Source organism: Staphylococcus pseudoxylosus (genome assembly GCF_003697915.1).
Taxonomy (GTDB): domain Bacteria; phylum Bacillota; class Bacilli; order Staphylococcales; family Staphylococcaceae; genus Staphylococcus; species Staphylococcus pseudoxylosus.
Window position 1 is genome coordinate 351,687 of record NZ_RCVN01000001.1, and the last position, 15,787, is coordinate 367,473.

At 31.1% G+C, this 15,787-nt stretch carries 14 protein-coding genes; 5 read left to right on the forward strand and 9 right to left on the reverse strand.

Translation table 11 applies throughout. From position 1 onward, the window contains the following. Positions 1-14: 14 nt before the first annotated feature. The 4 genes from D9V42_RS01830 to hemE all read right to left on the reverse strand — a co-directional run bounded on the left by D9V42_RS01830 (position 15) and on the right by hemE (position 4,207). Positions 15-572: an alpha/beta hydrolase gene (locus D9V42_RS01830; RefSeq protein WP_122062751.1), complete on the reverse strand. Its 558-nt coding sequence runs from the start codon at positions 570-572 to the stop codon at positions 15-17. Between the two features lie 176 nt (positions 573-748). Continuing rightward, positions 749-2,146: a protoporphyrinogen oxidase gene (hemY, locus tag D9V42_RS01835; protein WP_122062753.1), complete on the reverse strand. Its 1,398-nt coding sequence runs from the start codon at positions 2,144-2,146 to the stop codon at positions 749-751. Between the two features lie 17 nt (positions 2,147-2,163). Next, the gene (gene hemH, locus D9V42_RS01840; protein ID WP_122062755.1) at positions 2,164-3,087 is read right to left on the reverse strand and encodes a ferrochelatase; all 924 of its coding nucleotides are present in this window, start codon (positions 3,085-3,087) and stop codon (positions 2,164-2,166) included. A gap of 85 nt (positions 3,088-3,172) precedes the next feature. Then, positions 3,173-4,207, reverse strand: coding sequence for a uroporphyrinogen decarboxylase (hemE, locus tag D9V42_RS01845; RefSeq protein ID WP_122062756.1), 1,035 nt, complete (start codon positions 4,205-4,207; stop codon positions 3,173-3,175). Between the two features lie 262 nt (positions 4,208-4,469). Between hemE and D9V42_RS01850 the strand changes: the two genes are divergently transcribed. Beyond that, complete coding sequence (locus D9V42_RS01850) at positions 4,470-4,973, forward strand: signal transduction protein TRAP (RefSeq protein WP_107530994.1); 504 nt, start codon at positions 4,470-4,472, stop codon at positions 4,971-4,973. A 79-nt stretch (positions 4,974-5,052) separates the two neighbouring features. Here D9V42_RS01850 and ecsB read toward each other — a convergent pair whose 3' ends face one another. Next, a complete protein-coding gene (gene ecsB / locus D9V42_RS01855; protein WP_122062758.1) occupies positions 5,053-6,276 on the reverse strand; it encodes an ABC transporter permease EcsB in 1,224 nt (407 codons plus the stop codon). After that, a complete protein-coding gene (ecsA, locus tag D9V42_RS01860; protein WP_122062760.1) occupies positions 6,273-7,010 on the reverse strand; it encodes an ABC transporter ATP-binding protein EcsA in 738 nt (245 codons plus the stop codon). Before ecsA ends, ecsB begins: the two co-directional genes overlap by 4 nt. Positions 7,011-7,138: 128 nt before the next feature. On the opposite strand from ecsA, the gene D9V42_RS01865 reads away from it, so the two are divergent. The 4 genes from D9V42_RS01865 to prsA all read left to right on the forward strand — a co-directional run bounded on the left by D9V42_RS01865 (position 7,139) and on the right by prsA (position 10,066). Beyond that, positions 7,139-7,564, forward strand: a complete 426-nt coding sequence (locus tag D9V42_RS01865) for an HIT family protein (protein WP_122062762.1) — start codon at positions 7,139-7,141, stop codon at positions 7,562-7,564. A 79-nt stretch (positions 7,565-7,643) separates the two neighbouring features. Further along, positions 7,644-8,015: a YtxH domain-containing protein gene (locus D9V42_RS01870; protein ID WP_107530990.1), complete on the forward strand. Its 372-nt coding sequence runs from the start codon at positions 7,644-7,646 to the stop codon at positions 8,013-8,015. A 241-nt stretch (positions 8,016-8,256) separates the two neighbouring features. Beyond that, positions 8,257-8,820 (forward strand): DUF3267 domain-containing protein, encoded by a 564-nt coding sequence (locus tag D9V42_RS01875; RefSeq protein WP_122062764.1) that lies wholly within the window; start codon positions 8,257-8,259, stop codon positions 8,818-8,820. A gap of 253 nt (positions 8,821-9,073) precedes the next feature. Next, positions 9,074-10,066, forward strand: coding sequence for a peptidylprolyl isomerase PrsA (prsA, locus tag D9V42_RS01880; RefSeq protein WP_017723165.1), 993 nt, complete (start codon positions 9,074-9,076; stop codon positions 10,064-10,066). A 186-nt stretch (positions 10,067-10,252) separates the two neighbouring features. Here the strand turns inward: prsA and yhaM are convergent, their stop codons facing one another. Genes yhaM through D9V42_RS01895 form a run of 3 tightly spaced genes read right to left on the reverse strand, consistent with a single transcriptional unit; the run spans position 10,253 to position 15,313 of the window. Beyond that, complete coding sequence (yhaM, locus tag D9V42_RS01885) at positions 10,253-11,194, reverse strand: 3'-5' exoribonuclease YhaM (RefSeq protein ID WP_122062766.1); 942 nt, start codon at positions 11,192-11,194, stop codon at positions 10,253-10,255. Beyond that, complete coding sequence (locus D9V42_RS01890) at positions 11,194-14,127, reverse strand: ATP-binding protein (RefSeq protein WP_122062768.1); 2,934 nt, start codon at positions 14,125-14,127, stop codon at positions 11,194-11,196. Before D9V42_RS01890 ends, yhaM begins: the two co-directional genes overlap by 1 nt. Position 14,128: 1 nt before the next feature. Next, on the reverse strand, positions 14,129-15,313 hold the full coding sequence (locus D9V42_RS01895; protein ID WP_122062770.1) for a metallophosphoesterase family protein: 1,185 nt from the start codon (positions 15,311-15,313) through the stop codon (positions 14,129-14,131). Between the last annotated feature and the right edge of the window lie 474 nt (positions 15,314-15,787).

Sequence of the window (15,787 nt, forward strand, 5' to 3'; positions counted from 1 at the left end):
TTTAAGATTGTTATTTATTGACTCATAATACCTTGCATTTTACTTTGCAATCTTGTAAATGTTGTAAATCCATCATCCTCCATAAAATGCCCGCCATATTCTGTCACTTTGCATTTTCCACCTAATGTATCCATTAACCTTTTAGTTTCTTCATATGATACGCATTTATCGTCCTTGGCACACAAACCATAAAAAGATTCCACTTTGTCTTTAACTCGTTCATAATCGATTTGAAATTTTTCAGTGTGAGCTAATTCATCTGGCACTCGAGCATCTTCCATAAATCCTGAAATACTAAACAAACCTTCTATAAAATTTGCATCTACTTCTTCAATAAATTTTAATGATGCTAAAGTACCAAAGCCATGTGTAACAAAATAAGTTTCATATTTATTAATTTGAATTTGTTGTTTCATTTCACTTACCCATTTTTCGATTTCGCTATCTTTTTCATATGGTAAATTAAATAATGTTACATTATAGCCTTCTAACGTAAGGTTATTTGCTAACCAATCATACCAATGATTTGATGCATCACCATATTTTGAATGTACTATTACGATATCAGTCATAAATATCCCCCACTTCATCTGAATCACATTAGCTATTTATTACGCTAATTTTGCAACTGTTTCATTATCTCATAGATTAATTTGAATTTTAAATAATTATATAGCCATAATAAAAAACCGTATCATCTATATTACTATTTGATAAATAGATGGTACGGTTAATTGCTGTTATTTAATTATGATAATTCTGCCAATAACTCTTCTACCGCATTTTTACCTTGTTGAATACAATCAGGTAAACCTACCGCTTCGAATGATGCACCTGTAATACGTAGTTTTGGATAATTTTGTTTAATATGTGTTTGTATTGATCTAATTTTATTGATATGACCAACATGGTACTGTGGCATACTTTTAGGAAGTCTATTTACAATGCTAAAGTCTGGAGCACCTTTAAATGTCATCATCTGGTTTAAATCTTTTTTAACAATATTAACTAATGCTTCATCTGTGTGATCATCTACAACTGTATCATTAGGCTTACCTACATAAGCACGTATAAGTACTTTGCCTTCAGGTGTCGTAAATGGCCATTTCTTACTTGTCCATGTACAAGCTGTTATGTCGGTTTCACTTGTACGTGCAATGACAAACCCAGTACCATCATATGTGTTTTCAATATTCTTTTCATCAAACGCCAATACAACAGTTGCTACTGTTGTACAATCCATAGATTTAAAATAATCAAATGCAGGATCATTTCCAAACCATTGCATAAATGTTTGATGTGGCGTGGTCACTAACACACTATCGTAAGTGTCTTTATTTTCTCCACTGATAACTTCGTAATTATTTTGTGAAGTTATAATATCTTTAACTGGCGTTTGATATTTAATTTCAACACCTTGATTGACAACATATTCAGTCAAATATTCTATAAATGAACTAAGTCCATGTTTAAACTGTTTAAATTGCCCTTTAGGCGCGCCCGGGTATAATTGACGTTGCTTTTGGCGCTGTATTTTTTCATGTCTCATGCCTTTAATCAAACTACCAAATTGTTCTTCTCTATGCTTAAACTCCGGAAAAGTACTCATTAAACTTAAATCATCAATATTTGTACCATAAATACCACCCATTAAAGGCTCTATTAGATTTTCTAGTACCTCATCACCCAAACGTTCTCGGAAAAATGCACCAACAGAAATATCTTCATCCATTTCTATTGGCTTTTTAAATAAATCTAATCCAGCACGTATTTTTCCTTTGGGAGAGATTAACTTTGTCTTTAAAAATGGTTTTATATCTGTTGGTACGCCTAGTATAGACCCACCAGGTATTGGAAATAATTTATTCTTTGCGTAGATATAAGACTGTCCTGTTTGATTGGTAATCAAATCATTTTCTAAACCAATCTCTTGAGCGATATCAGTCATAATTTGTTTACGACCTAAATAAGATTCTGGGCCTAACTCAATAGTATAACCATCTTTTCTATATGTTTGGATTTTTCCACCAGTTCTATTAGAAGATTCGTATATAGTTACATCTACATCGGGACGTAATTTTTTAATAAAATAAGCACTAGATAGTCCTGTAATACCAGCACCAATTATTGCGATACTTTTACCCAAATTAATTCACGCTTCCTTTAATAAACATTTTTAACTTCATCAACGATGGCACCGATAAACAATGGATCTGTATTCGGCATTGAAGGTCGGTAATAATTTACGCCTAGTTCATCACAAACCACTTTACATTCATAATCGTTATCAAATAATACTTCTAAATGTTCACAAACAAATCCTACTGGTGTATATATGAAATGCTTGTATCCATGTGTTTCATACAAAGATTTCGTCAAATCTTGAACATCAGGTCCTAACCATGGCGTGCCCGTATTACCTTCAGATTGCCATCCTTCTGCCACATGAATAATATTTGATTGTTCCTCTAATAATTGTGCCGTATGATGTAATTCATTCGGATAAGGATCATTATTTTTCTCAATCAATCCTTTAGGCAAGCTATGAGCCGATACTACTAAGACAGTTTCATCGTGCTCTTCACGAGGGATTCTTGTTAGTGTTTCATTAATTTTTTCAGTCCAGTATTGTATAAATTTAGGCTGTTGATAATAATGAGCTACATGTTTAAATTGTATACCGAATTTATCTGCTTCTTTTTGGGCACGTGTATTATAAGATCCCACTGAAAAACTTGAATAGTGTGGCGCTAATACAACCGTAACTGCTTCATCTATACCATCTTTATGCATTGATTGTACTGCATCTTCTATAAATGGAGAGATGTGCTTCAAGCCTATATAAAGTTTAAATTGCACATCATCATATGCTTCATTGAGCGCGTCTCGTAAAGCTTCAGCTTGTCTATTTGTCGTACCTGCTAAAGGAGACAGTCCTCCTATAAATTGGTATCTATCTTTTAAATCTTGTAACTCTGCATCAGACGGCTTTTTACCATGTCTAATATCAGTGTAATATGGTTCAATATCACTCTCTTTATATGGTGTACCGTAAGCCATTACTAATAAGCCTATCGTTTTTGTCATTTTAAAATCATCCTCTTGTATAATAAATTTTAGATGTATATGACATAAGTATTTGTAAATCTTGGTAGCCAAAGTTTATGTCGTACTATCTTTGTGTATATTCATGTACAAACGTAGTAACTCGTTTTAAAGTTTCAGGTTTCACCTCTGGAAAGACACCGTGACCTAAATTAAAAATATGTTTCCCGTGCGCCATACCTTGATCTAAAATCACTTTTAGCCTTTCTTCTATAACGTCCCAAGGTGCTAATAACAGAGATGGGTCTAAATTACCCTGTAACGTTTTATTAATATTCATCGCATTTGCCTCTTTAATAGATAAACGCCAATCTAAACCTAAAACATCAATTGGTAAAGTATTCCATTCATCAGCTAAGTGACTCGCGCCAACTCCAAACAAAATAACTGGTACATTATATTTTGCTTTTATACCACTGATCAATTTATTCATAGCTGGCTTTATATAATAACGATAATCTTGAACATTTAATGCACCCACCCAAGAATCAAATACTTGAATGATTTGGGCGCCCGCTTCTACTTGAGCGGCAGTATAAGTAATAGACATGTCTACAAGATGATCCATTAATGCGAACCATGTTGCTTCGTCACTATACATCATTGCCTTTGTAAAATTATAATTTTTTGAAGGTCCACCTTCAATCATATAACTTGCTAAAGTAAATGGCGCACCAGTAAAACCTATTAAAGGTACATTTAATTTTTCTTCAGTTAATAATTTAATTGTATCTAAAACATATGGTACGTCTCGTTTGGGATCTATAGTGCCTAGTTTCTCAACATCTTGAATATTTTTTATTGGATTATGAATAACAGGACCAATCCCTGATTTTATTTCAACGTCTACACCAATCGGTTGTAATGGCGTCATAATATCTTTATAAAGTACTGCTGCATCTGTATTATAATTATCTACAGGTAAATGTGTGACATATGCACACAATTCTGGTTGGTGCGTAATTTCAAATAATGAATATTTTTCTTTTAATTTTCTATATTCAGGTTGTGACCTCCCTGCTTGTCGCATAAACCATACTGGCGTGTGCGACACAGATTCACCATTAATCATATTTAGGATTGTATTATTTTTATTATGCACCTTGTAATCCTCCTACATTGTAATCATTCTTATCTATAATACCATACTGCATTATTACTCGTATTTCATTGTGCTTAAATGTCATAAAAAAGACAAACTGTTAGCTTTTCACGATTTAATCATTTGACTATTGTTTTATAATAGAAATCAATTATAATGTTATCAAAGCTTATTTTATATCTATTTGAAAAACTAGATATATCTATAGTAAGGTATAGTAATCAACTATACTTTCATAAACAAAGCAAGGGGGAAAATCTTTATGAAAATTTTTGCATCTTATGGGACGTTTGGTTATTTAAATCAAATTAGATTAAATAATCCCGACCATAACTTATTACAATTTTCTGCATCTGATTCTTCAGTAATTTTGGAAGAAACAGATGAAAAATCAGTATTAAAACAGCCTTTAATTTATAACATCCTTGAGTCTGAGGGAGACTTAAACGAAAACCATTTTTATTCTGTAATCTTTGTACCGACATCAGAAGATCATGCTTATCAACTTGAAAAAAGATTAGAAAGTTTAACTACTGATTTCAAACAATTTGCAGGTTATAGATGCTACCGTTTCTTAAAACCAGAGCATGGGTTAACTTATAAGATTTACTTTGGTTTTGAAAGTAGAACAGCTTATGAAGACTTTAAAGCTTCATCTGTTTTCAAAGATAATTTTGATAAACTTGCGCTTAGTCAATTCTTTGGCTCTAGCGGTCAACATTCAAGTTATTTCGAAAGATATCTCTTCCCAATCGATGATAACTAATTTTTCGTAAAGATCATAATCAAAATAAAATGGTCGTTGCTCATTTCATTTAATGATGTATTGAGTAACGACCACTTTTTTAATCTTTTAATAATGATTCTTGATATTTAAGTTTTTTGACCACATTTCTAATGGTTAACCACCCTACCAAGAAGAATAACAAGCCATAATAGCTATACATCGGTAATGTGATTGCATAAACGATTACAAACAATACCCCAACAATAAACATGAGCCTATATAAAAATTGTTCATAGCCTTTTATTACTTTAGTATCTGGACTCGGCCAAACTTGTGGCCACAAGCCATAAGCTTGCTGCGTATAAAACTGAGCCATTTGTAATAAAATGATATACATAAAAAGACTACCTATGATTAGTGTAATGAATGGTTGATCTAACCAAAACATTAAAATCATCGCTAATACAACTAATCTTAATATGATGTTAAAGGCATCTTTCCCTCTTGCAAAACTTCTAATAAACAAATAAAGATACATATAGTTTTCATTAAATTTCTTATTTTTCGGCGTGATTAACAATGGATCAAGATAACTCCTACGAACTGCCGTTTCCTTTAAATGCTTAACATCGGTAAACATATTTACAAATTTATAATAATTCATATGATGTTGTTGTTCTGATTTAATCATTCTTTCCCAAGGGAATAATTGATTTTTATTTTGGTATTTAAGCAAAATGGCTAATCCAATTAATACGAATATAGAAGTTAAGCTAGATAAATGTTTTGCATCTAACGCGACATAATACCCCGAAGCATAAACGATAAATAACACAAGATGAAGAGACCAACTTTCTAATTTATACTTATACCATTGCCATTTCACTAATAATCCTAAATAAGGCATAACTAGCATTAACACAGCAAACAGTATATAAAATTCAAATGATCGGTTATTTATTACAAAAAACAATGGAAATAGTACGATTAAAATTAAAAGCTGAAGTCCTATTCGAGAAAAATAACTATAAACTAGTGATTGTGCCATGTATATTTCCATATTTTTTTCGAAGGGTAATAAAAATAACCTGTCTGCATCTTTCAGTAAAGTCCTTAACGGAAACATTGAGGTCATTGCCACAATAACACTCGCAATCAAAGCATAATTAATATGCTGCGGTATAGACTTTAACCAATCACCATATCCTAATATAAATGCACCTAATAAAATTACAAGAAATACTGAAAAATGGCCATTGAAAATAAATTTATTATAATATTGCTTTTCTTTAGTGATTTCCTTTTTTCTACTAGAAAACAATTGCTTAGCATTCTGTGTCATGTATTATTGCCACCTTGTGTTACATGGATGTAAATCTCATCTAATGTTTTACCTTCTAACCCTGTCTGTTTACGAAGTTCTTCCAAATTTCCAAAAGCAACAATTTCTCCCTCATCCATGATTAAAAATCGATCGCAATACCTTTCCGCAGTTGCTAAAATGTGTGTGCTCATTAAAACTGTTCTATTTTCATTCTTTTTCTCAACCATTAGATCTAACATTGATTGAATTCCTAAAGGATCTAAACCTAAAAATGGTTCATCAATAATATATAGTTCAGGATCTACTATAAATGCACAGATGATCATTACTTTTTGTTTCATACCTTTAGAGAAATGACTTGGGAAGATATCTAACTCATCTTCTAATCTAAAAGTCTTGAGTAATGGGCGAGCTCGTTCCATTGCTTCTTCCCTACTAATGTTGTAAGCCATAGCCGTCATATATATATGTTCTTGTAATGTTAGTTCTTCGTATATAACTGGTGATTCAGGAATATACGATAGTTTCCTTCTATAAGTCTCTACATCTTGATTGATGTTGATATCTGAAATAGTTAGACTACCTTCCATTGGCGTCAATAACCCTAACATATGTTTAATTGTTGTACTCTTTCCTGCACCGTTCAACCCAATAAGACCAACAATTTCTCCTTGATTGAGTTCAAAATTTATATTTTTAATTACAGGTCGTTTACCATATCCGCCTGTTAAATGTTCTACTTTTACTGTCATATGGCACCTCCACAAATGATATTGTATCAAAAATTAAGCTTTAGGTATAAATTTATTGCGAAAACTGACGTGAATAATATAGTAATGCTATAATAGGCAGTAACAATCTTACAAGGAGTGAAGCTTTTATGTCAGAAACAGTCTTCAGTAAAATTATTGATGGTGAAATTCCGAGTTATAAAGTATATGAAGATGAATACGTATATGCATTCTTAGACATTTCACAAGTTACAAAAGGTCACACATTATTAATACCAAAGAAAGCATCTGCAAATATTTTTGAAACTGATAGTAAAACTATGACACATATCGGTGTTGCTTTACCAAAAGTAGCAAATGCTATAAAATCAGCTTTTAACCCTGATGGTTTAAATATTATACAAAATAATGGCGAATTTGCCGATCAATCTGTTTTCCATCTTCATTTCCATTTATTACCAAGATACGAAAACGATGTGGATGGATTTGGTTATAAATGGGAAACACATGCAGAAAGTATCGATGATGAACAAAAGGCAAAAATTGCAGAAGAGATAGCTGCTCACTTCGATTAAAAATGCTTACCTTATAACATATGGGGTATATAAAAATTATTAACCGTTGAGATATTATTTAGAAATGAGGAGAATTTTTATGAAAACAGCTCAAATATTATTAGGTCTAGGTGCTGGCGTTGCTACTGGTCTAGGCGTAGCGTTGATGAATCGTGACAAAAAAGATTCTAATGAATATATTGAACACGCAAAGAAACCAGTGGGCGCTGAGTCTGAGTTTGATAGAGAAATCAATACAATTAAGCAAAGTATAAATGACATCACTAACTATATTGCTCAAATAAAGTCTGAAGGTACTGAATTTGGTAGTTCAATAGGTGATGAAGTTAAAACAATGATTGGTGATTTCAAATCAGACATAGACCCTAATATCGAAAAACTACAATCTCATATAGAAAACCTTCAAAACCGCGGAGATGAAATTACTAAAGCATTCGAAAAAGATAATTAAGTTAATCGCGGCTTGGTTTAAAGTCTGTTCCTAACATTTCTGAACTGCAACTCACCTTTTATTGGTGTGAGTTGCAGTTCTTTTTTTAATCTTTAGCTATACAGGCAAAAAACCGTAATATAAGTCTTAAATTTAGGTGTAAATACTAGAAACAAATTTGTCTTGACGTTTGTTCTATTAAGATAGATAATACGAAAGTATATAGCATGCGAATTATAATATAAAGGAGTATGACCGAATCATGTATCTTTGTACACGGCAAATAGATATTAATGCGCGTTTTGGTTTACCTAGGATTGCTTTTCTTAGTTTAGTCACAACAATCATTACATTTCTCATTGCTTATGAAATTTTATACTTCTTTTCAAATACAAAGTTAACAGATAAATATTTTTTAATTTTCTTGTTACTCGTATTAGTTTTATACCCTATTCATAAAGCAATTCATTTATTCTTTTTGTTTCCGTACTATAAATCATTTAAAAAGTATAAGTTATTAAAACAAAAAAACATCCCTTTTTATAACACGTACGTGAACACGCCTGTAAACAAGTATTATTTTTGTTTTGATTTGATGACACCAGTTATTATAATCACTTCTGTTTGCGCTTATTTAAGCACTTTATTCCCGCAGTATGGACATTATCTAATGTTTCTTATTGCCTTAAACATGGGCTATTCAGTAATGGATTTTCTATATTTAAAGATTATTATATTTTCAAACGAAGGAACTTACATTGAAGAACATCAAACAGGTATCAATATATTAAATAAAGTTGAATCAAGACATGAACGTCATATATAACTCATACTAATGTTTCAAAATCATTGCTATCACAATGATAACTTGTTATTTCAAAAGCTGTTTTTAACGCGTTTTTACAAATTAAAATATTTTTGTCTAATGGGACAACAAAATCTTATTTTTGTAATTTGATTTTGTTGTCTTTTTTATAAACAAACTCATACTATAGTCTTAGAAATTGTGTTTCTAATTGGTGATTACACCATAATATGTTATATTTACGTTGTTATTCTTACAAAAGGAGTTTCCAACCATGAAAACATTGAAAAAAGTTATACTTCCTGTTACAGCAAGTGCTTTATTATTGGGGGCGTGTGGTAACAGTGCAACAGATTCAAAAGAAGATACAATCATTTCTTCCAAAGCTGGTGACGTTAAAGTAGAAGATGTTATGAATAAAATTGGCGATGAACAAATTGCTAACAGTTCTTTCTCTATTTTATTAAATAAACTACTGGCTGATAAATATAAAGATGAAGTAAACACTAAAGATATTGATAAAGAAGTTGAAAAAGAGCAAAAACAATATGGTGGTAAAGACCAATTTGAAAGTATGTTGAAACAACAAAAAATGTCTCTAGGCGATTACAAAGAACAGAAAAAATTACAAGCTTATCAAAAAGAATTGCTTAATGACAAAGTAGATATTTCAGATAAAGAAATAAAAGAAGATACTAAAAAAGGCTCTCACATCTTAATTAAAGTTAAAGAAAACAAAGATGATAAAGAAGGCTTATCGGATAAAGATGCTAAAGCTAAAGCAGAAAAAATCCAAAAACAAGTTGAGAAAGATCCAGATAAATTTGGCGAAATTGCTAAAAAAGAATCAATGGATAAATCCTCAGCTAAAAAAGATGGAAGTTTAGGTTATGTTACCAAAGGTCAAATGGAAGATAAATTTGAAAAAGCACTCTTCAAGCTTAAAGAAGGTGACATTTCTGATGTAGTCAAAACTGATTATGGCTATCACATCATTAAAGCAGATAAACAAGATGATTTTGATAAAGAAAAAGGTAAACTTAAAGCACAATTAATTCAATCTAAAGTTCAAAAAGAACCTAAATTATTAACAGATGCTTATAAAGAGCTATTGGATGAATATAAAGTAGATTACAAAGATAGAGATATCAAAAAAGCAATCGAAGATTCCATATTGGATCCTGAGAAAATTAAACAACAACAACAGCAACAACAACAGCAGCAAATGATGCAACAAAGTGGTGCTGGCATGTCTACAGGACAATAGTAATTTTAAAAAAGAGGTTAGGAAAATTCCTAACCTCTTTTTATATATTGTAAAGAAAAGCAATACATAAAAATGAGAGTAGGACAACGCACCCATTTTTATATGTAATCGTAGCCCCACTCTCAATATTTAATTTAAAAACTTCTTTCATCAAGCTATTTCAAGAAAATATGCTAGCTTTAACTATTAATCTAGAGATGTCGGATTGTAAAATTGTCTGCCATCTAATCCAAAGATACGTTCCGTAAATTGTCCTTTGTTTGTTTTCTTAAATGCTTTTTCAAACATATTCATTTTCGCATCTATATTATCAATAAAGAACAATATTTCAGCTTCTTTCATGTGTGGTAATTTAGGTGATCCAAATTCCATTTTACCGTGATGCGCTAAAATCATATGACGTAATAACAATACCTCTTCACCATCAATGTTTAATTCTCTAGCAGCTTCAGCTACTTCATCACTTGCAATCGAAATGTGCCCCAATAAATTTCCTTCAACCGTATAAGATGTAGCTACGGGTCCACTTAATTCTCTTACTTTACCTAAATCATGTAAAATAATAGCACTATATAATAAGCTGCGATTCAATAATGGATAAATATCACATATTGATTTAGCTACTTGCAACATTGTTAACACGTGGTAACTTAAACCACTTGAGAAGTTGTGATGGTGAGTACTTGCAGCCGGAAATGTAAAGAATGCTTCTTGATGTTTACGTATTAAATGACGCGTAATACGTTGTAAAGTCGCATTTTCAATTTCTAACATATAATGTGAAATCTCTTCTTGAATTTCATCAGGTGTCATAGGTGCACCATCTACAAAATCTTGTGTTTTCATATTATCTTCAGGTGCAGCCAATTTTATTTTATTAATTTTCATTTGTTTACGGCCACGATAATTTATAATATCGCCTGTAACGTGTACAATCTTTTCAGGCTCTAATACTTTCATATCTTCTTTACTTACAGTCCAAAGTTTCGCTTCAATATCACCACTTTTATCTTGTAAATGAAGCGTCATATAATCTTTACCTTGAGCAGTTACACCTTGTGTAGCTTTATGAATCAAGAAAAAATGATCCACTGAATCTCCAGGATTTAAATTTTCAACATTTCTCATTATTTACCGCCTTCCTCGATTTTATTTAAAGTAATAATTTGTTTTGAAGGCACACTCGTATCTTTCACACATGTAAAATACAAAATTTGATAACTGCTTGGCATTTGTCTTAAATAATTCATCATGATATCTTTTCTATATTTATCAAAATGCACAAAAGCGTCGTCAATAATAATTGGGAATGGATAATACGGTTTTAAAGTTTGAATTAAACTCAAACGTAATGCAATATATAAAATTTCTTTCGTAGACTGACTTAACTCTACAGGCTCATACATCTGTCCATTTGCTTGTTTTACCATTAAATCGTCATTAGCATATGTGACTTGCACATAATGACCATTTGTTAAATGCGAAAAGATATTTGTTGCTTCGTTTATCACTTGTGGCAAACGTTTATCTTTAATTTGCTTAATATGCCCTTCAACTAAAGCTTGTAGATAACTAAGACTAGCCCAATCTTTAGCTTCGTCATTTACTTTGTTCTTAAGTATATGGAATCTATGTCTTAAATCAGCTAAAGTTTTATCTGTCTCCATATCTGTAATTTTAGCATTTAAATCACTTACCTGTGACTGTAGCTCTAAATATTGATTATTATAATCATCCACTTGACGTGCGAGTACTTCATCTTCATTAGTTAATTGTGCAGAAGTTTTCTCACTCAACCTAGAACTAGAATCATAATTGTAATTTTGATTTTCTAGGTATTTTGATAAATCATTAAAACGTGCCATCTGTTGATGGTAATTTTGATGTTGAACATGATGTTGATAATAAGACTCTTCATCATTCACATTAACAAAATTAAATAATTGTGAAATTACATTACTATTTTCATTCAGTCTATTATGAAGTTGTGAAACTTCACTTTCAATCAACTTAATTTGTTCATTGTTTCTATTCCACTTATCTAAATTACTTGTTTCTTCTTTTAGCCATTGTCTTATATCGTGGAACAATGACAACTCGTTAAAATATGAAAATTGATTTTTGGTAATTTCTTGCGCATGGGCATAAAATTCATCTAATTGTTGTTGTAATTCATGTGCTTTTTTATGAAGTTCAGTAATATGAACATCATGTTCTTTAATTTTATTCATTGTATTAATGCTATCAATAATTAATTCATCAGACATTTTGTTCGATAAGAACAAATCTGATTTAACGTCATTAATATTGTTCTGCGCAGTTTGATACTGTTGTTTAGCTTGCTCTAATGTGTCTTCTAAATAAGCTGCTTTTTTATCGATTGCGTCCTTTGTTTTAATTGCAGTTTGATACTGTTCACGCACTCTATATTGATCATCCAAGTCAAAATCAAGGTCATAATTGTCCTCTAAATGATTCACTTGATGCTGCAAATCATCAATCTCTTTTGAAAATGTTTCGCTATGGCCAATTTCTTTTGTTTTTACAAAGAATATACCTACGATAAAGACAAGAGATAAAATAGCGAATACGACACCGAATATAATATTTGCTGATATAAATGAGAAGATTGTTAAACCAATTCCTATTACTGCTAATACCATTAGACCTATACGTAATAAATTTTGTTTTTTCTCATTTTCACGTTGTTCAGTATCAAATGCCTCTTTCATTTTTTGATAGAGGTTATTTTTTTCTTGTAATTCAAATACTCTTTTATTGTATTGTTTTTTCTTTTCAAAATTTTCTTCTGGAACAATGTCCGCTTCTAATGATTCTATTTCTGCGTTGTTTGTGTCTTTATCAATTTTATTTTCTTCAATGTTACGTTCAAGTTGTTGTATATATGCAGTTTGTTCTTGCTTGTTTTTAATTTGATTACTTACGTGACTTTTCATTGCTTCAGAATCGTCTACTTGATGATGAACATCTTGCCAACCAATATTTGAACTTAGCCCTGATTTTTCACGCGTTTTGTCTTGAATTTCTTTTTCTACAGCTTTTAGTTCATATTCTTTTTGTTTAATTTCATTTTCTTGTTGATGTAAATGATTAAACGCGTCTATATCACTTTGTTTTGGCACATTTACTTTTTCATTTTCTGCTTTTAAATGTGCTAAGCGTTCTTCACGTAAACCAATATCACGTTTTAAATTTTGTGTTTGTATTTTTGCAGATTCATAACGATCAATACCTTGTTCTGGAAACACTATCGGTTCAATATTTAATTGGGTTTCTAGTTGTTTCCATTCTTGAGTCTGTTCATGTAATGCAATCTCTTTTTGTTTCTGCTCATGCATTTTAGATAATTGCGTTAAATTTTGCTTTAAATTACTTAACCTACGTTCAGCTTTATCTTTATCGTCAACTAACCTTTTATATGAAGTTAACTTTGCTTCTTCTTCTCGAATTTGTCCTTCAAGTTCTTTCAGCTGTTCTAATTGTTGATTTATGATAGGATTACGACCATTTTTCTTATATAACATTTCTTTTTTATTACTTAATATTTCGCGCATACTTGTAAATTCTGTTGAACCTAATGCACCTGCCTGTAACAGATAATTTTGTAATTGAGTTTCATCCATTTTTTTATGAATATCTTGAAGCCCAAGTACATCAAAAGAAAAAATACCTTGATATGTACGCTTAGAAATAAAATTCAGTTCTTTATTCAACCAAGTTTCATCTTTAATTGTTCCGTTAGGTAAGTATACTTTCACGTCACCTGTTGCGCTGCCTTTAATACGTTCAACCTCAACTAACGACCCATCATCTTGAATTAAAGTTAATTTTCCGCCGTATTGGTTTCCTAATCGAGGCTCTAAACGTGGTTCATTTTCTTTCTTTGTTGGGAAGCCGAAAAGTATGGAATGAATAAATGCTTGGATAGTTGATTTACCTGATTCATTTTCTCCATAAATTTCAGTGAATGATTCATCAAATTCAATCTTTCTTTGTATAAATTTACCGTATCCGTAAATCTCTAATGATTTAATTTTCATTTTATTCTCCCCTCATATCTGACTTCAAGAGTTCTTCGGCATGTTCAATAAGTTCTCGTCTATCAAAATCGCTATAGTTTTCTAAATACTTAGATGCTTTAGGATTTAAATATAAGTCATTCATCGCTTGATCATATACGGTATTGTCCTCGATTAACTCAGGAGAAAACTCTTTCACTAATGTGTTTTGATCATCATACTTATGCTTGATTGTTAAATCTTCAATAAATACAAAGTTATGTTCATTAGCCTCGTAATCACTGATCATTTCATGGATTTGTAAAATATCTTGTTCCGGTATCCATTGATCCGAATCTACTATTACTTTGAGCTGATAGATCGCTTTACCATTTTTTCTAACTTGCGTTTTAAATGCTTGTATATCATCAAAAAGACCTTGCTTAGAGGTTTCCTTTGTTTCTAAAACAGCTTTCTCAAATCGTATAAATTGAGTTGGCACAAATTTAGCATCGAGTTTTAAGTTGTCACCTTCAACGAGTAAACAACCTTTTTCACCAAGTTCTTTAAAGTGTCTTCCTTGGATATTGCCTGGATAATGTATCTGTGGCATATCACTCAATTGTTGACGTTCGTGTATGTGTCCTAATGCCCAATAATGATACAATTTATTATTTAAGTCTTCTAATCTAAACTCTGTGTAACGGTCATTCGTACTAGTTTTACTATATGTGCCATGCAAAATGCCTATATGAATACCTTTATAACCTTGGCTAGTTGGATATGCATCAAGCTTATTCTCATAACTCGCATCATTTTGATAGCTAAAACCATGGAGATAAATTTCTTCACCGTTTTTTGTTATTGTTTGATATGTTTCAACATTTTCAGAGAAAACTGATACATTATCTGGCCACACAGTACCAATATTCGATGATAAAGGATCATGATTACCGTGACATAAATAGATAAAAATCTGTTCTCTTTCTAAACGTTCGAATTGTTCCTTTAAAAACACTTCTGCACGTAATGTGCGATTTTGTTGATCAAATAAATCACCTGAAATAATCATAAAATCGATTTCTTCGGTTAATGCTAAGTCCACTATTTTTTTAAAACTTTCATAAGCACTTTTTTGAATATCTTCGAAAATAGGCTGACTGAGATAATCTCTTGACTTAAAAGGACTATCTAAATGTAAATCAGCACAATGAATAAATTTCACCATACAGTATCTTTCTCCTTTATTGAAAGGTTTATTTAAGCTGATGCACATTGGATATTTCAGTAACAGATTACACGTTTCAATCAATACTAAAATTTATGCATACAAATACCTTGTATTAGTATATTTTACCACATTGCCTATTAGACAGTCGATAAAACAAAAGATGCTCCATTCAAGACGCTAGCATTACAAATTATTATTAAATGACTTAGCACCCGATCATTTCCACCGTTATTTAATTAACACAAACTCTTTAAAAAGACTCACAAAAAAATGAGGCTGACACATAAATATATGCCTCAGCCTCAAATATTGTATTGGTAGTTATTAACTCATTGGAATTACGCTTAAATTTAGCTGTTTCAATTATAGTCTCTACTACCATGATGGATGACAAAATGTTAGTTATAAAATAATTAGTTTTCTGTGCACTCCATTTAAACTACAACACAATATTTGGTTGTATTATAGTCT